This is a genomic window from Lichenicoccus sp. (assembly GCF_965276875.1).
In the GTDB taxonomy this organism is placed as follows: Bacteria; Pseudomonadota; Alphaproteobacteria; order Acetobacterales; family Acetobacteraceae; genus Lichenicoccus.
In genome coordinates, this window is sequence record NZ_OZ255701.1 from 2,891,096 (window position 1) to 2,909,188 (window position 18,093).

Consider the following 18,093-nt stretch of genomic DNA (forward strand, 5'->3'; position numbering starts at 1 on the left):
CGGGGATGAGCAGGACGCCGCCCGGGTAGGGGCTGCGTTCCGAACCTGTCCAAGACCGCACGTGGCTTCGGCCTTAATCGTCTCCGGCAGGTCCGCAGACAGCGCGCGCAAGACGGGGATGCTCCTGCCGCGATTGGCATGAGTGGTTCCGTTGCAACAGGACAGGCGAACCGGAGTGCGGACACCTCCCGCGGGAGGATCCGCTCTCCAGAGGGCAACCCGACCCGCCGGCGCTTGCCGGTGGGCGACAACGGAGACGGGATTTGGACCGTACGGAGAAGCGGGAGTTCGTAGCCACCCTCGCCGCCGTTTTCGCAAGCACGTCGATGGTCGTCGTCACCCGCAATGACGGGTTGACGGTGGCCGACGTGACGCAATTGCGAATTCGGATGCGGGCGGCGGGTGCGACCTTCAAGGTCGCGAAAAACCGGCTGGCCACCCTCGCCTTGGATGGGACCCGATTCGACGGCATCGCGCCACTGCTGAAGGGACCGATCGCGCTTGCGTGGGCGGCTGACCCGGTGGCGGTGGCAAAGGTGGCCATCGAGTTCGCCAGAACCAATGAGAAGCTTGTCGTGCTTGGTGGCGCTCTCGGAGCCCAGACGCTGAATGCGGATGGGATCAAGGCGCTCGCCGAACTGCCATCCCTCGATGTGCTGCGTGCGCAGTTGGTGGGACTGATCTCGACCCCTGCGACGCGTATCGCAGGCGTGTTGCAGGCACCGGCAGGACAGCTTGCTCGGGTGTTTGGCGCCTATGCCAAAAAGGACGAGGCAATCGCCGAGGCCGCCTGAAATCAGCGTCTAAAAAACGCAAGGACGGCGGCGTGATGTCGTTCGACCTTGCACGGACCCACAGAATGTCTAAGTTAGGAAGTTATTATGGCCGACCTGTCGAAGCTTGTTGACGAGCTGTCATTGCTGACAGTGCTTGAGGCAGCCGAGCTGTCTAAGCTGCTAGAGGAGAAATGGGGGGTTTCCGCCGCGGCTCCGGTTGCCGTGGCTGCAGCCCCAGCCGGCGGTGGTGCCGCCGCCGCACCGGTCGAGGAGCAGACCGAGTTCACTGTCATCCTCGCCAAGGTTGGCGACAAGAAGATCAACGTCATCAAGGAGGTGCGCACGATCACCGGTCTTGGGCTGAAGGAAGCCAAGGACTTGGTCGAGGGCGCGCCGAAGACGGTCAAGGAGGCCGTCACCAAGGATGACGCTGCGAAGTTCAAGAAGCAATTGGAAGAGCAGGGCGCCTCTGTCGAGATCAAGTAAGCATCCTGTCATCCTGGTCGCCGACAGTCGGGCCTTGGTTCGACCGGAAGCGGGCAGTATTTTGTTAGGTTGAGAGGGCGGGGACCGCGGCGCGGTTCCCGCCCTGTCGGCCGTGCGGCGTCCGGTTGCCGCGACGGCGTGAAGAGATCGGTTTTTGTGTGCCAAGGGTATCGAGCGGCGCCGGCGGCGGAGTGGTCTACTGGACCATGCTCTGTCCCAGATGCGACGCGATAGCCCCCGGCCGAGCAGGGCGAGGCAGGATAGACGATGAATGCAATAATCGGGAATGCGGCGGCAAAGTCCTTCACCGGGCGCAAGCGCATACGCAAGAGCTTCGGGCGTATTCCCGAGATCGCATCGATGCCGAACCTCATCGACGTGCAGCGTTCAAGCTATGAAGGGTTTCTGCAGATGGAGGTGCCGGCCGACAGCCGCACCCAGACCGGACTGCAGGAAGTGTTCCGTTCGGTGTTCCCGATCAACGATTTTGCCGGACGCGGCCGGCTTGAGTTCGTCAATTACGAGCTTGAGGAGCCGAAATACGATGTCGAGGAGTGCATCCAGCGCGGCATGACGTTCGCGGCGCCCCTGAAGGTGGTACTACGCCTGATCGTCTGGGACGTCGACGAGGACACCGGCAGCCGCTCGATCCGCGATATCAAGGAGCAGCCGGTCTATATGGGCGACATGCCGCTCATGACCGACAACGGCACCTTCATCATCAACGGCACCGAGCGCGTCATCGTCAGCCAGATGCACCGCTCGCCCGGTGTGTTCTTCGATCACGACAAGGGCAAGACGCACGCGTCCGGCAAGTTCCTGTTCGCGGCAAGGGTGATCCCGTACCGCGGCTCCTGGCTCGATTTCGAGTTCGACAGCAAGGACATGGTCTATGTGCGCATCGACCGGAAGCGCAAGTTGCCGGTCACCACGCTGCTCTACGCGCTCGAAGGCGACGCCTCGCACAATGCCCGCACGGCCAAGATCGCCGAGGGTGGCGATGTTGACAGCATGGACATTCGCGGCATGGATGCCGATGAGATCCTTGGCACCTTCTATGGCACGGTGGTGTTCACGCGCACCGAAAAGGGCTGGGCACGCCCGTTCGACTCGGATGCGTTCCGCGGCATGAAGCTGCTGGAGCCGATGATCGACGCCGACACCGGCGAGGTGGTGGCCGAGGCCGACGCCAAGCTGACGGCGCGCATGGTTCGCAAGATTGCCGAGAACACCAAGGAGGTCCTGGTCGGACGGGCCGATGTGCTGGGCCGGTTTGTGGCCTATGACCTGGTCAACGAGGAGACCGGCGAGATCTACGGCGAGGCCGGTGAGGAACTGACCGAGCCGCGCCTGGCGGCGCTTGAGGAGATGGGTATCACCGACCTGCCGACGCTTGCGGTCGACGGCAGCAATGGCCCGTGGATACGCAATACCCTGGCCATCGACAAGAACAGCTCACGCGATGACGCTCTGGTCGACATCTACCGGGTCATGCGTCCTGGCGAGCCGCCGACCCCGGAGACCGCGGAGGGGCTGTTCCGCGGCCTGTTCTTTGATCCCGACCGCTACGATCTCTCCGCCGTCGGCCGGGTGAAGATGAACATGCGTCTCGGTGTCGATGCCGAGGACACGCTGCGCGTGCTGCGCAAGGTAGACATCCTGCGTGCCGTGAAGATCCTGTGCGAGCTCAAGGACGGCCGCGGCACCATCGACGACATCGATAATCTCGGCAATCGCCGGGTGCGTTCGGTCGGCGAGTTGATGGAGAACCAGTATCGCGTCGGTCTGTTGCGCATGGAGCGGGCGATTCGCGAGCGTATGGGCTCCGTCGATATCGATACGGTGATGCCGCACGATTTGATCAACGCCAAGCCCGCGGCCGCGGCAGTACGCGAGTTCTTCGGCAGCTCGCAGCTCAGCCAGTTCATGGACCAGACCAACCCGCTCTCCGAGGTGACCCATAAGCGTCGTTTGTCGGCGCTTGGCCCAGGGGGATTGACCCGTGAGCGCGCCGGCTTCGAGGTGCGCGACGTGCATCCGACGCATTACGGCCGTATCTGCCCGATCGAGACGCCGGAAGGCCCGAATATCGGCCTGATCAACAGCCTGGCGACCTACGCCAAGGTCAACAAGTACGGCTTCATCGAGACGCCGTATCGCCTGGTCAAGGACGGCGCGCTGCAGGACGGCTGGAAATACCTCTCCGCAATGGAGGAGGAGAAGCTGGTCGTGGCACAGGCCGATTGCGCCCAGGACAAGGACGGCAACCTGACCGACGAGCTGGTCTCGGTGCGGCGCAGCGGCGACTTCCGGCTGGTCAAGCCGCAGGACGTGACCGCCTGCGACGTGAGCCCCCGCCAGCTGGTGTCGGTGGCGGCCGCACTCATCCCGTTCCTCGAGAACGACGACGCCAACCGCGCGCTGATGGGCTCCAACATGCAGCGCCAGGCGGTGCCGCTGATCCGCTCCGACGCACCGCTGGTCGGCACCGGCATGGAGGCCGCGGTGGCGCGTGACTCCGGGGCAACCATCGTCGCGCGCCGGCCCGGCATGATCGACCAGATCGACGGCGCGCGCATCGTCGTGCGTGCCACCGACGAGGGCGGTGCGACCCAGGGCGTCGACATCTATCGCTTACGCAAATACATGCGCTCCAACCAGTCCACCTGCATCAATCAGCGTCCGCTGGTGCGGGTCGGCGACATCGTCCATGCCGGCGACATCATCGCCGACGGACCGTCGACGGAGCTCGGCGAGCTGGCGCTCGGCCGCAACGTGCTGGTCGCGTTCATGCCCTGGAACGGCTACAACTTCGAGGATTCAATCCTCATTTCCGAGCGCATCGCGCGCGACGACGTGTTCACCTCGATACATATCGAGGAGTTCGAGGTGATGGCGCGCGACACCAAGCTCGGCCAGGAGGAGATCTCGCGCGACATTCCCAATGTCGGCGAGGAGGCGCTGCGCAGTCTCGACGAGGCCGGAATCGTCTATGTCGGTGCGGAGGTGAACCCCGGCGACATCCTGGTCGGCAAGGTGACGCCGAAGGGCGAAAGCCCGATGACCCCCGAGGAAAAGCTGCTGCGCGCGATCTTCGGCGAGAAGGCCTCGGACGTTCGTGACACCTCGCTGAAATTGCCTCCCGGCACCACCGGCACCATCGTCGACGTACGTGTATTTTCCCGACGCGGCGTCGACAAGGACGAGCGCGCGATGGCGATCGAGCGTTCGGAGATCGAGCGTCTGGCCAAGGACCGCGACGACGAGCGGGCGATCCAGGAACGCAGCTTCTATAACCGTCTGCGCGAGCGATTGCTGGGCCAGAAGGCTGGCGCCGGCTTCAAGGGCGTGAAGTCGGGCACGGAAATCACCGCCGAGGTTTTGGGCGAGCATCCGCGCGGCACCTGGCGGAACATGGTCCTGGCGAACGATGCCGGCATGGCCGAGATCGAGGTGCTCAAGCGCGAGTTCGACGCCGCTGTCGGCCGCTTGCAGGCGCGCTTCGACAGCAAGGTGGAGAAGCTGCAGCGAGGTGATGAACTGCCGCCTGGCGTGATGAAGATGGTCAAGGTGTTCGTGGCGGTGAAGCGCAAGCTGCAGCCGGGTGACAAGATGGCCGGACGTCACGGCAACAAGGGCGTGGTGAGCCGCGTGGTGCCGGTCGAGGACATGCCGTTCCTTGATGACGGCACCTCGGTCGATATCGTGCTCAATCCGCTCGGCGTGCCGTCGCGCATGAATGTCGGCCAGATCCTGGAGACCCATCTCGGCTGGGCCTGCGCCAATATCGGCAAGGGTATCGGTGAACTGGTCGACGAATACCAGCGCACCGGCAACGCGAAGCAGGAGCTGCTGGACAGCCTGAGGGAGGTCTATGGCGAGCGGGTCTATGCCGACGACATCGCGACATTACCTAACGAACAGCTCATCGAGCTTGCCGGCAATCTGCGCGGCGGCGTGCCGATCGCAACCCCCGTGTTCGATGGGGCGCGCATGTCCGACATCGAGGAGATGCTGACTCGCGCCGGGCTGGATACCTCCGGCCAAGTCCAGCTCACCGACGGACGCACTGGCGAGGGCTTCGAGCGCAAGGTGACGGTCGGCTACATCTACATGCTCAAGCTGCATCACCTGGTCGACGACAAGATCCATGCCCGTTCGATCGGCCCCTACAGCCTGGTCACCCAGCAACCGCTGGGCGGCAAGGCGCAGTTCGGCGGCCAGCGCTTCGGCGAGATGGAGGTCTGGGCGCTGGAGGCCTACGGCGCCGCGTATACGCTGCAGGAGATGCTGACGGTGAAGTCCGACGACGTATCCGGGAGAACCAAAGTCTACGAAGCGATCGTCCGCGAGCAGGACGATTTCGAGGCCGGCATCCCCGAAAGCTTCAACGTGCTGGTCAAAGAGTTGAAGTCCTTGGGCCTGAACGTCGACCTGGAACAGAGCAATAACTGAGTTGGGGTCTGGGGCCTGCGGCCCCAGCGGGTCCAGGGCAGCGCCCTGGCCTTCCTTTCCCTATAAAAGGGTTATGCGCGCATGAACGAACTAATGAAGATCCTTGGCCAGACCGGCCAGGCGGTAACCTTCGACCAGATCAGGATCCAGCTGGCGTCCTCGGAGCAGATCCGCTCCTGGTCGTATGGCGAGATCAAGAAACCGGAGACGATCAACTACCGCACGTTCAAGCCCGAACGCGATGGTTTGTTCTGTGCGCGCATCTTTGGTCCGATCAAGGACTACGAGTGCCTGTGCGGCAAGTACAAGCGGATGAAGTTCCGCGGCATCATCTGCGAGAAGTGCGGCGTGGAAGTCACGTTGGCCAAGGTGCGTCGCGAGCGCATGGGCCATATCGAGCTGGCGAGCCCGGTCGCCCACATCTGGTTCCTGAAGTCGCTGCCCAGCCGCATCGGCCTGATGGTCGATCTCACGCTCAAGGAGCTTGAGAAGATTCTCTATTTCGAGAGCTATGTGGTTCTCGAACCCGGTGCGACCGATCTCAAGCTGCACCAGCTGCTCACCGAGGATCAGCTGCTCTCCAAGCAGGACGAGTTTGGCGACGATTTCCGTTATGGAATTGGCGCAGAGGCGGTCAAGTCGATCCTCAAGGAGATCGATTGCGACGCCGAGAAGGTCAAGCTGCGCGCCGACCTCAAGGAGACCACGTCGGAGGCCAAGCGCAAGAAGCTGGTCAAGCGTCTCAAGCTGATCGAGGCGTTTGCCGAAAGCGGCTCGCATCCGGACTGGATGATCCTGGACGTGGTGCCGGTGATCCCGCCCGAGTTGCGCCCGCTGGTGCCGCTCGATGGCGGCCGGTTCGCCACGTCCGACCTCAACGACCTGTATCGCCGTGTCATCAACCGCAACAATCGTCTCAAGCGGCTGATCGAGCTGCGCGCGCCTGACATCATCGTTCGCAACGAGAAGCGCATGCTGCAAGAGAGTGTGGACGCGCTGTTCGACAACGGTCGTCGTGGACGCGCGATCACGGGGGCGAACAAGCGTCCGCTGAAGTCGCTCTCGGACATGCTCAAGGGCAAGCAGGGCCGGTTCCGTCAGAACCTGCTCGGCAAGCGGGTGGACTATTCCGGCCGTTCGGTGATCGTCGTCGGGCCCGAGCTCAAGCTGCATCAGTGCGGCCTGCCAAAGAAGATGGCGCTCGAGCTGTTCAAGCCGTTCATTTATTCCAAGCTCGAGAAGTACGGCCACGCCACCACCATCAAGGCGGCCAAGCGCATGGTGGAGAAGGAGCGTCCGGAGGTCTGGGACATCCTCGAGGAGGTGATCCGCGAGCACCCGGTCATGCTGAATCGGGCACCGACCTTGCACCGTCTGGGCATTCAGGCGTTCGAGCCGGTGCTGATCGAAGGCAAGGCGATCCAGCTGCATCCGCTGGTCTGCACCGCGTTCAACGCCGATTTCGACGGCGACCAGATGGCGGTGCATGTGCCGCTGTCGCTCGAGGCGCAGCTCGAGGCGCGGGTGCTGATGATGAGCACCAACAACATCCTCAGCCCGGCGAACGGCAAGCCGATCATCGTGCCGAGCCAGGACATCGTGCTCGGGCTGTATTATCTCTCGCTGGAGACCGCGGAGTTCCGCGAGACCCTGGACCAGAGCGAATACGACCATGACGGCAAGCTGGTGCGGATCGGGGCGTCGGCGTTCGGCAGCATCGGCGAGATCGAATTCGCGCTGAGTGCAGGCGCGATCAAGCTGCACGACAAGATACGCGCCCGCTTCGAGACGGTGGATGCCACCGGCAAGAGCGTGCGGGTGACCGTGGTGACGACGCCGGGCCGCATGTTGATCGCGCAGATCCTGCCGAAGCATCCGCAGGTGCCGTTCGCGCTGATCAACAAGCAGCTTACCAAGAAGAACGTCTCGGACGTGATCGACGCGGTCTATCGCCATTGCGGCCAGAAGGAGTGCGTGATCTTCGCCGACCAGCTGATGGGGCTTGGCTTCGGCCAGGCGGCAAAGGCGGGGATCTCGTTCGGCAAGGACGACATGATCATTCCGGCCGAGAAGTGGACGCTGGTCGAGCGCACCACCGCCGAGGTCAAGGAGTTCGAGCAGCAATATCAGGACGGTCTGATCACCGCCGGCGAGCGCTACAACAAGGTGGTGGATAGCTGGTCGCGCTGCACCGACGAGGTGCAGGCGGCGATGATGAAGGAGATCTCGCGCCAGGAGGTCGGCAAGCAGACCAATTCGGTGTGGATGATGAGCCATTCCGGCGCGCGCGGATCTCCCGCCCAGATGAAGCAGCTTGCCGGCATGCGTGGATTGATGGCCAAGCCCTCCGGCGAAATCATCGAGCAGCCGATCATCGCCAACTTCAAGGAGGGGCTATCGGTGCTCGACTACTTCACCTCCACCCACGGCGCCCGCAAGGGGCTGGCGGACACGGCGCTGAAGACCGCGAACTCCGGCTACCTGACCCGCCGCCTGGTCGACGTGGCGCAGGACTGCATCATCGTCGAGGAGGATTGCGGCACCGAGCGCGGGTTGACCGTGCGCGCGGTGATGGATGGCGGCGAGGTGGTTTCGAGTTTGGCCGAGCGAATCCTCGGCCGGACGACGTCGGTGGACGTGCTGGAGCCGGTGACGGGACGGATCGTGCTGCCGCGCAACAGCCTGATCGGCGAGGCGGAAGCCGAGATGGTCGAGAGCGCCGGCGTGGAGAGCATGCTGATCCGCTCGGTGCTGACCTGCGACAGCCGAGTGGGTGTTTGCGGCCATTGCTATGGCCGTGACCTCGCACGCGGCACCCCGGTCAATATCGGCGAGGCGGTGGGCGTGATTGCCGCGCAGTCGATCGGCGAGCCGGGCACGCAGCTCACCATGCGCACCTTCCACATCGGCGGGGCGGCGCAGCGTGGCGCCGAGCAGTCGATGGTCGAGGCCTCGCATGACGGTGTGATCGTCATTAAGAACCGCAACGTCGTGCAAAACAGCATGAACGTGCCGGTGGTGATGTCGCGCAATTGCGAGATCGTGCTGAGCGACGAGAAGGGCACCGAGCGCGCCCGCTTCCGGGTGCCGTATGGGGCCCGGCTGCTGGTCGACGAGGGTGCGACGGTGGGCCGTCAGCAGAAGCTGGCGGAGTGGGACCCGTACACCTTGCCGATCATCACCGAGCAGGCGGGAACCGTCGAGTATCTCGACCTGATCGACAGCATCACCCTGGTCGAGCGCATGGACGAGGTCACCGGGCTTACCTCGAAGGTGGTGGTCGACTACAAGAACGCCGCAAAGGGGGTCGATCTGAGGCCGCGCCTGCAGCTCAAGGACAATAAGGGCGAAGTGCTCAAGATGGCCGGCGGCGGCGAGGCGCGCTACTTCCTCTCACCGGACTCGATCCTCTCGGTCGAGAACGGCGCGGTGGTGCATGCCGGCGACGTGCTGGCGCGCATCCCGCGCGAGGGCAGCAAGACCCGCGACATCACCGGCGGTCTGCCGCGAGTGGCCGAGCTGTTCGAGGCGCGGCGTCCGAAGGACCATGCGATCATCGCCGAGACCGACGGCCGCATCGAGTTCGGCAAGGACTACAAGGCCAAGCGTCGGGTCATCGTCAAGAACGACGAGACCAGCGAGGAGACCGACTATCTGGTCCCCAAGGGCAAGCACGTGTCGGTGCAGGAAGGCGACTTTGTGCGTCGCGGCGACCCGCTGGTCGACGGTCCGCGGGTGCCGCACGACATCCTCAAGGTGCTTGGTGTGGAGGCGTTGTCGGACTACCTGGTCAATGAAATCCAGGACGTTTACCGGCTGCAGGGCGTGAAAATCAACGACAAGCATATCGAGGTGATCGTCCGCCAGATGTTGCAAAAGGTGGAAATCCTGGAGCCGGGCGATACGACCTATCTGATTGGCGAAACCGTGGACCGCTTCGAGTTCGAGGCGGAAAATGCCAAGCGCATGCATGTGAACGAGCGGGCGGCACACGCGATGCCGGTGCTGCAGGGTATCACCAAGGCCAGCCTGCAGACGCACTCGTTTATTTCGGCGGCGTCGTTCCAGGAGACCACCCGGGTCTTGACGGAGGCTGCCACCGCGGGCAAGGTCGATACGTTGAATGGTCTAAAGGAGAATGTCATCGTCGGCCGCCTGATCCCCGCCGGGACCGGCAGCGTGATGAACAAGCTCCGTGCCGTAGCCGCCGGTCGCGACCGTCACACCCTGGGCCAAGGCTCGGGTGCGAAGGTCACACCAGCGGTCACGGGCCGCGCGGCGGAATAAGCCGCAGGCTCTCCAAAGCTGGGCCGGGCGAGGGCAACCTCTCCCGGCCCTTTCTTTGAGCGGGCCGCAGCTACCTGCCCGTCGATGCAGATGAGAACAGTTCCGCAAATGGGACAAAATCTGTTAGCATAGGGTCTGCGAGGGGCGACCTTTGGCGGAACCGTGCGATGAGTCTTTCTGAGCTCGAGACTGCCATCCTCGGCGAGAGGGTACGGTCGGTCTTTCAGCAAATCCCCACGACCGTCCTGGTGATGGTGGTGAATGCCACGCTGATGACCCTGGTGCTCGTCCTTGCGGTGCATGACCAGCGTGCCTACGGCTGGCTTGCTGCCGTCGTCATTGCAGCGTCCCTGCGGCTGTTGCTGTGGCGGCAATACCGGCGTGCGTCACCGGCGGCTGCGCATGCGGACCAGATGTGGCACTGGGGCTTTGCGGGTGCTGCGGCGGCCTTCGTCTCCGGATTGCTCTGGGGTGGTGGTTCGGTCCTGCTGATGCCGCAGTCGCCCACCTATCAACTGTTCTGGGTGTTCGTGATCGGGGGCATGTGCGCGGGTGCGGTAACCCTGCACGGGGCGCATCAGCCGACGGCGCTTGCCTTCGTCCTGCCAGCGTCGTTGCCGATCGCGATCTGGCTGGCGGCGCAGGGATCGTTGCGTGGCGGCGTCGCGGCCGCGATGATCCTGATGTTCCTCATTGCGCTGAGCATTACCGGGCGCGGCGCAAGCCGGCAGTTCGGCAACATGGTCCGTCTGCAAAGCGCGCTCGCTCAGCGGACCGCAGCACTCGATGCAAGCAACCAGCGGCTGCGCCAGGAGATGGCCGAACACCGCGCCACGGAGGCAACCCTCCGTCAGGCTCAGAAGATGGAGGCGATGGGTCAGCTCACCGGCGGCATCGCGCATGACTTCAACAACCTGCTCACCGCCGTGCTCGGCAGTCTTGAGATGCTTCGCAAGCGTGTTCCCGCCGACGACCGGCATGCCCTGCGGCTGCTCGACAATGCCCGGACCGGCGCCCAGAGGGGGGCGTCACTGACCCAGCGGCTGCTGGCGTTTGGCCGGCGGCAGGCGCTGAACCCGGAGAGCGTCGATCTGGCGGACCTGGTGCGCGGCATGTCCGACCTGCTGCGAAGTTCCCTCGGACCACGCGTGCGCATCCAGACACGGTTCCCAGATGGCCTTGCCGCGGCCCATGCGGATGTCAATCAACTGGAACTCGCCTTGCTCAACCTCGCCGTGAATGCCCGCGATGCCATGCCGGAAGGTGGCAGCCTGACGATCGCGGCACGCGAGGAGCAGGCAGGGGTGCTGCCCGGGCTTGCGATCGGCTCCTATCTCGTGCTCAGCGTCACCGATACGGGTGAGGGCATGAGTGCCGCCACCTTGAGCCGCGCGGTGGATCCGTTTTTCACGACGAAGGAGAGCGGCAAGGGAACCGGGCTTGGCCTGTCGATGGTGCATGGCCTGGCAGTGCAGTCCGGCGGGCAGCTCGTGCTGCAGAGCCGCGAACATGAGGGCACCACCGCCGAGCTGTGGCTGCCGCGCGCCGAGGTTGTGTCGATACCGCGAGTCGCACCGCCCAGGCGCGCCGGCGTGCCTTCTGGGCGTTGCTACAGGATCCTGCTGGTCGATGACGACCCGTTGGTGCGCACGGCGACCATCGCCACCCTGGAGGATTTGGGCCACAGCGCGATCGAAGCCGCCTCCGGGCCGCAAGCGCTGGAGATCCTGCGTGCGGGCGCCTTGCTCGACCTGGTGATCACCGACTACTCGATGCCGATGATGACTGGTGTGCAGCTCGCCGAGGAGATCGCGCGGCTACGACCCGAGCTCGCCGTGCTGCTCGCGACCGGATACGCTGAGGCGGCTCTAACCGGAATGACGGCGTATCTGGTCAAGCCATTCGGGCGCGATGCGCTATCGCACGCAATCGAGGACTGCCTGGGACGACGAGGCCCGAATGCGAGTGGCGGGCGAATTCTGCCATTCGGCATACGCTGATAGTTGTCCATAAAGACGAGAAACGTATAAAAAAGAAATACCTCACAAAAGGGAAATCCTGTTGAGCGGCTTTGTTTCTTCTGTAGGACAAAATGCCCTGTCGTGAACAAGACGGCAGGGGAAATAAGGTATGGTAGCGACCGCAGCACCGCAAACCAGCAGCAATGCCGACCCTCTGCTCGTGAAGCAGCCGGCGACGCTCGCCTCGATGGTCGCCCAGGACCAGGCGCGGACGTTGTATGCGCACGGCAAGGGGGGACTGGCGATGTCCGCGATGGTCAGCCTGTTGCTGGGCTTGATGGTCGTAACCCCGGCCAACCGCGCGCACCTGGTCGGCTGGCTCTGTGCAATGGCGGTGGTGCTGGGGGTGCGTGGGTTCGACCTGCTGGTCCTGTACCCGAGGCGTCGGCAGGTGTCGGACGATGGCCCGGCGGACATAAGGCGCTACGCCGTCGGGGTCGGCGCCGCGGCATTGCTCTGGGTCGCTTTCCCGCCGCTGTTCTTTGCCACGATGACGCAGACCAGCCGTGCCGGCTCGGCCGTGATCCTGGCGGCGATGGCCGGCGGCAGCCCGATCATGCTTGGGGCCGTGCTAAGTGTGGCTATCGGCTACTGCCTGTCACTGATCCTGCCGTTCTCGCTGCTGCTGCTGTTTCTGCCCGGCCGGGTGAACGCAACGCTGGGCACGCTCGGCCTGACCGACGCGCTGGTGATGACCTGGTTGTGTAAAGTGCTGCATGACCGGGTGCTGGCCTATATGCAGCTAGCGCGAAGCCACCAGTTGCTGACCGAGGAGGCGCTCGTTCAGCAGAGACGTACGGAGGCGGCGCAGCTTGCCCTTCAGGCCGCGAACCAGACGCTGGAAGCGCGGGTGGAGGATCGTACCGCCGACCTGCAGCGAGAGGTCTTGGAGCGCAAGAGCTATGCCATTGCCCTGGAGCGACTGGCCTCGATCGACCCGCTGACCGGCCTGCTCAACCGCGCGACGCTTGCCGATCGGCTGAATGAGGCGCTGGCCCAAGCGCTGGCACAACCGCCCTCGTCCGCGATCAGCGTGGCCGTCCTGTTTCTTGACCTTGATGGCTTCAAGCAAATCAACGACGTGCAGGGTCACGATATCGGCGACCACGTGCTCAAGGCCGTGGCTGGCCGGATCATGCAGTGCTGCGTCGGCGCCCATGTGGCGGCTTGGCATGTGGCACGATGGGGCGGCGACGAATTCGTCGTCGTTGCGACCGGACTGCGTGACGAAGCCGCGATCGCGGCCCAGGCGGGGGTGATCCTGACCGCCCTGTGCGACCCGATCGAGCTCACCGATATCAAGCCCGGCGCCCCCAGCGTGCGCTTGGGGGTCACCATCGGCGTCGCATTGGCGCCGGCGCATGGCACCACGCAGGACGCGCTGATCCGCAGCGCGGATAACGCGATGTATTCCGGCAAGAAGCAGGGGGGCGGCCGGGTCGTTATCTTCAATCAGCCGCTCGCCCGCCAGATCAGCGAGCGTCGTCTGATCGAACAAGGCCTGCGAGGCGCCCCGTGTGACGGCGCGATGGCGCTGCATTACCAGCCGATCATCAATGCTTCGACCGGGCGCTGCGACCTGATGGAGGCGCTGCTGCGTTGGACGCATCCAAGCCTTGGTGCGGTCGGCCCTGACATCTTCATCCCCATAGCCGAGCAGTCCGAGGAGATCATCGCCATCGGCCGCTTTGTGCTGCGCGAGGCCTGCCTTGCCGCGATGCACTGGCCGGGCGAGCCGCGGCCAGCGGTTGCGGTCAATATCTCGATTGCGCAGATCCTCTCCGGCCATCTGCTGGCCGATGTGCAGGTGGCGCTGGATGCGTCCGGACTGCCGGTGCAACGACTTGAACTCGAGATTACCGAGAGCATGTTCATCGCCGATCATGATCGTGTCATGCCGGTGCTGGAGGATCTGCGCGGGCGTGGCATCCACCTTGCGCTGGACGATTTCGGCACCGGCTTCTCCTCGCTCGCGCGGCTGGCAACGCTGCCAATCGACACCATCAAGATCGACCGCGCCTTTGTGCAGCAGGAGGACGAGCGGGGCCTTGCGATGATCCGGGCGATGTTGCTGATTGCGCGCGCTTTGCGGCTCGAGGTGACCGCGGAAGGGGTCGAGACGGAAAACCAGGTCTCGGCGATGAAGGCGCTCGGCGCCGACCGGTTGCAGGGTTATAGGCTGGCGCGGCCAATGCAGGCTGCATCGGTGGCGGAGTGGCTCACGTCGCGGGCGGCCGATTTGCGTCACGCCTAGGATCAGGCATGCTGAAGCCGCATAAGTAAGAGGCTTCCATGGCGCAAACCTTGCCACGCTCCAATGCGGGGTCCCAAGCGGGCGGCCTGAAACGCGACGCGCGTATCATCGGGCTGCTGTTCGCCAGCACCACCAGCATGATCGGCTCCGGCTGGCTGTTCGGCGCGCTGCACGCCGCCCGGATCGCCGGCCCGCTCAGCGTCTGGAGTTGGGTCGCGGGTGCGGTCATCATCATGCTGATTGCGCTCTGCTTTGCCGAGCTCGCGTCGTTGTTCCCTAAAAGCGGCGCGCTGGTGCATATGAGCCATGCGAGCCACGGCGACGGCCTTGGTCGGATCTGGGGCTGGCTGCTGTTCCTGTCTTATGTGGCGATCCCCTCGGTCGAGGCGGAGGCGATCGTGACCTACGCCAATAACTATATCCCCGGCCTGATCGCACCGGGGGAGAGCGGTGTGCTGACCACGCTCGGCTTCTTCGTCTGCATGGGGTTGCTGGTGGTGATGGCGGCGGTCAACCTGCTCGCGGTCGGCCTGCTGCTGCGGGTGAACTCCACCGTCACCTGGTGGAAGATCGCGGTCCCTGTGGCGACCGCGCTGACGCTGATCGTGACCTCGTTAGGCCACCCCAGCGCGCTCGGCGCCGACGTCGGCGGCTACAAGGTGACGGGCATCTTCACGGCATTGCCAGCCGCCGGCATCGTGTTCTCCTATCTCGGCTTTCGTACCGCCATCGACCTTGGCGGCGAGAGCGCCAATCCAGGGCGGCATATACCGATGGCGGTGATCGGCTCGGTGCTGCTCGGAGCGGTCGTCTATATCCTGCTGCAATTCGGCTTTCTTGCCGCGCTGCGGCCGTCCGACCTCGTGCATGGCTGGGCGAAGCTCGATTTCGCCGGCGCAATGGGGCCCTTCGCCGGCCTTGCCACCCTGCTCGGCCTGAACTGGCTCGCCGTCATCCTCTATGTCGACGCCTATATCTCTCCTGGCGGTACCGGCTTGGCATACATCACCGGCGGCTCGCGTGTGCTCTACGCGGTCGGTGAGATGGGCGGCGGACCTAGCTGGCTGATGCGCCTGAACGCCGTAAAGGCGCCGGTGTTAGGGGTGCTGGTCATGTGGGTGGTGGGCGTGGTGTTCCTGCTGCCGTTCCCGGCCTGGCAATTGCTCGTCAACTACATCACCTCGGTCACCGTTCTGACCTATGGGCTTGGGCCGGTGACGTTGCTGGTCCTGCGACGCAACGTGCCGAATGTCGCGCGACCGTTTCGCCTGCCGGGTGCCGGAACCATCGCGCGGGCGGCCTTCGTCTGCAGCAACCTGGTGATCCTTTGGACCGGCTTTCGCACCAACAGCGTGCTGTTTTTGATCGTGGCGGTCGGGTTCGCGGCCTATGCCGTCTGGTTCCACTTTGCGGCAAAGCGCCCGGCCGCGGAGTTCGGCTGGCGCGAGATCTCCTGGCTGCTGCCCTGGTTCGGCGGCATGTGGGTGCTCTCGGCCCTGTCCGACATCGGCGGCGGCGCGGCCGTGCTCGGTTTCTGGCCGGATGTCGTGCTCACCGCGCTATGGAGTCTGATCGTCATCGAGATCGCCCAGCGCTGCGCCCTGGTGGCAGAGGATACCGCCGCGGTCATGGCGCATATGACGGACGTGCCATCGGCCAGTCTGCGGTAGCATCAGGGCCCGCACCTCCCATATCGGTCGAATGGAGGATTGGTGATGGATTTCGAGGCCTTCTTCCGGCACCGGATCGACGGCTTGCGCCGCGACGGCAACTACCGGGTGTTCGCCGAGCTCGAGCGCCAGGCCGGTGCCTACCCGAAAGCGACGCTGCATAATGCGGCGCTGCTGGGCCGCAACGATGCGAGCACGCCCGATGCGCGCGACGTGACGGTGTGGTGCTCGAACGACTATCTCGGCATGGGCCAGCATCCGGCGGTGCTGGCGGCGATGCACGAGGCCCTGGACCGCTTCGGTGCCGGCGCCGGCGGCACACGCAACATCTCCGGCACCAGCACCGTGCATGTGGCACTCGAGGCGGAGCTTGCGGACCTGCACGGCAAGCAGGCGGCGCTGCTGTTCGGCTCCGGCTACATGTCGAACTGGACGACGCTGGGCACGCTCGCGTCATCCCTGCCGAACTGCGTGGTGCTGTCGGACGCGGGCAACCACGCCTCGATGATCGAGGGGATCAGGCACAGCCGTGCCGAGCGGCAGATCTTCGCCCATAACGATGCCGCCGATCTGCGGCGCAGGCTTGCCGCGTTGCCGGCCGAGGTGCCCAAGCTGGTGGCCTTTGAGAGCGTGTATTCGATGGACGGCGACGTCGCCCCGATCGGGGATCTGTGCGACGTGGCCGACGAATTCGGCGCGATGACCTATCTCGACGAGGTGCACGGGGTTGGCCTGTATGGACCCGAGGGGGCGGGGATCGCGGCGCGCGACGGGGTGGCGGACCGGCTGACGGTGATCGAGGGCACGCTGGCCAAGGCGTTCGGGGTGGTCGGCGGCTATATCGCGGCGTCCAGCCTGCTGTGCGACTTCGTGCGCTCGTTCGCGTCCGGCTACATCTTCACCACCGCGACACCGCCCGCGGTCGCCGCAGGCGCACTGGCCTCGATCCGCACGGTGCGCGCTGGTGATGATTTGCGCGCACGACACGCCGACCGGGTCGCCCGGGTGCGACGCAAGCTCGATGACGCCGGCGTGCCGCACATGGCCAATCCGTCGCATATCGTGCCGGTGATTGTCGGCGACGCGGTGCAATGCCGGCTGCTGACCGACCGGCTGCTGTCGCATCACGGCATCTATGTGCAGCCGATCAACTATCCCACCGTGCCGCGCGGCACCGAGCGGCTGCGGATCACGCCGTCGCCGCTGCATAGCGACGACGACATCGACCACCTAGTGGAAAGTCTCAGCGCCGAATGGATCTCCGTCAGCCTGCGGAGGAGTGCTTGACCCGGTCGCGGCCGCCGGTGCCGTCCAGTTCCCCGGCGATCGGCGCGTGGTTGAGCAGCGCCACCAGGGCAGTGCCGGCGACGGTGTTGCCGAGCACGGTCGGGGCGAAGAAGCGCCACAGATAGTCGACGACGCTGGCATGGCCGGTGAAGACGCCGTAGGCGGCTTCGACTGAGCCGGCGATCGCGTGCGGGAAGCCGCAGACCGCGACGATGTAGGTCAGCAGGATGATGATCAGCGGACGCGCCGGTCCCGCGCCTGGCAGCAGCCAGACCATCAGCCCGATCAGCCAGCCCGCGAACACGCCATTGGTGGCGGTGTGCCAGAACGGGTGAGCCATTACGTCCGCCGATAGCGTGTCCATTGCGTTATAGGCAGCGGGTGAGAAAATCCCCGGGCGCGACGCCACCGCCGCGAAGATCCAGGTGCCCACCAGGTTCGCGGCCAGCACGACCCCCCATACCCGCAAGGTGCTCAGCAAGGTGGCAAGGTTGCGCCGGGTGAGGGCCGGGATCAGCGCGGTCAGCGTGGTCTCGGTGTAGAGCTGTTGCTGGCCGAGGATGACGATCAGAAAGCCCAGGCAGTAGCCGAAGCTGCTGACCAGCCGCGCCCAGGGGGCGTGCGGCAGGGCGGCCTGCAGGTATGACTCGGCGATGAAGGAGAAGCCGATCGACAGGCCGGCGGCGAGGCCGGACCAGGCCAGGCCACTGAACGAGCGTTCCAGTTCCTGTTCGCCCTGTCCGCGGACGATCTCGTGGATCACCAGGGCGCTGAGGTTGGTGTTGTCCTGCGCCTGCTTGCGTTCCTGCGTGTCGAGATGCGGTGAGTTGACGCCTGACTGTTCGGACATGGCTATA

At 64.8% G+C, this 18,093-nt stretch carries 9 protein-coding genes; 8 read left to right on the forward strand and 1 reads right to left on the reverse strand.

From position 1 onward, the window contains the following. The first annotated feature begins 263 nt into the window (after positions 1–263). From rplJ to hemA, 8 genes are all read left to right on the forward strand, one after another. Entirely contained in the window at positions 264–794 is a 531-nt protein-coding gene (gene rplJ, locus ACQY4K_RS14040) for a 50S ribosomal protein L10 (protein WP_428390815.1), read from the forward strand. Between the two features lie 87 nt (positions 795–881). Beyond that, entirely contained in the window at positions 882–1,262 is a 381-nt protein-coding gene (rplL, locus tag ACQY4K_RS14045; RefSeq protein WP_428390816.1) for a 50S ribosomal protein L7/L12, read from the forward strand. Between the two features lie 267 nt (positions 1,263–1,529). Beyond that, complete coding sequence (rpoB, locus tag ACQY4K_RS14050) at positions 1,530–5,717, forward strand: DNA-directed RNA polymerase subunit beta (protein WP_428390817.1); 4,188 nt, start codon at positions 1,530–1,532, stop codon at positions 5,715–5,717. A gap of 81 nt (positions 5,718–5,798) precedes the next feature. Next, positions 5,799–10,004 carry a DNA-directed RNA polymerase subunit beta' gene (rpoC, locus tag ACQY4K_RS14055; RefSeq protein ID WP_428390818.1) on the forward strand — a complete coding sequence of 1,402 codons (4,206 nt, stop codon included), beginning with the start codon at positions 5,799–5,801 and terminating at the stop codon, positions 10,002–10,004. A gap of 167 nt (positions 10,005–10,171) precedes the next feature. Beyond that, positions 10,172–12,004, forward strand: a complete 1,833-nt coding sequence (locus ACQY4K_RS14060; protein WP_428390819.1) for a response regulator — start codon at positions 10,172–10,174, stop codon at positions 12,002–12,004. A gap of 130 nt (positions 12,005–12,134) precedes the next feature. Beyond that, a complete protein-coding gene (locus ACQY4K_RS14065; protein ID WP_428390820.1) occupies positions 12,135–14,279 on the forward strand; it encodes a putative bifunctional diguanylate cyclase/phosphodiesterase in 2,145 nt (714 codons plus the stop codon). Between the two features lie 38 nt (positions 14,280–14,317). Continuing rightward, positions 14,318–15,949, forward strand: coding sequence for an APC family permease (locus ACQY4K_RS14070; RefSeq protein WP_428390821.1), 1,632 nt, complete (start codon positions 14,318–14,320; stop codon positions 15,947–15,949). A gap of 45 nt (positions 15,950–15,994) precedes the next feature. Then, on the forward strand, positions 15,995–17,236 hold the full coding sequence (gene hemA, locus ACQY4K_RS14075) for a 5-aminolevulinate synthase (protein ID WP_428390822.1): 1,242 nt from the start codon (positions 15,995–15,997) through the stop codon (positions 17,234–17,236). Here the strand turns inward: hemA and ACQY4K_RS14080 are convergent. Then, a complete protein-coding gene (locus ACQY4K_RS14080; protein ID WP_428390823.1) occupies positions 17,214–18,086 on the reverse strand; it encodes a formate/nitrite transporter family protein in 873 nt (290 codons plus the stop codon). The two genes, hemA and ACQY4K_RS14080, sit on opposite strands and share 23 nt — an antisense overlap. Between the last annotated feature and the right edge of the window lie 7 nt (positions 18,087–18,093).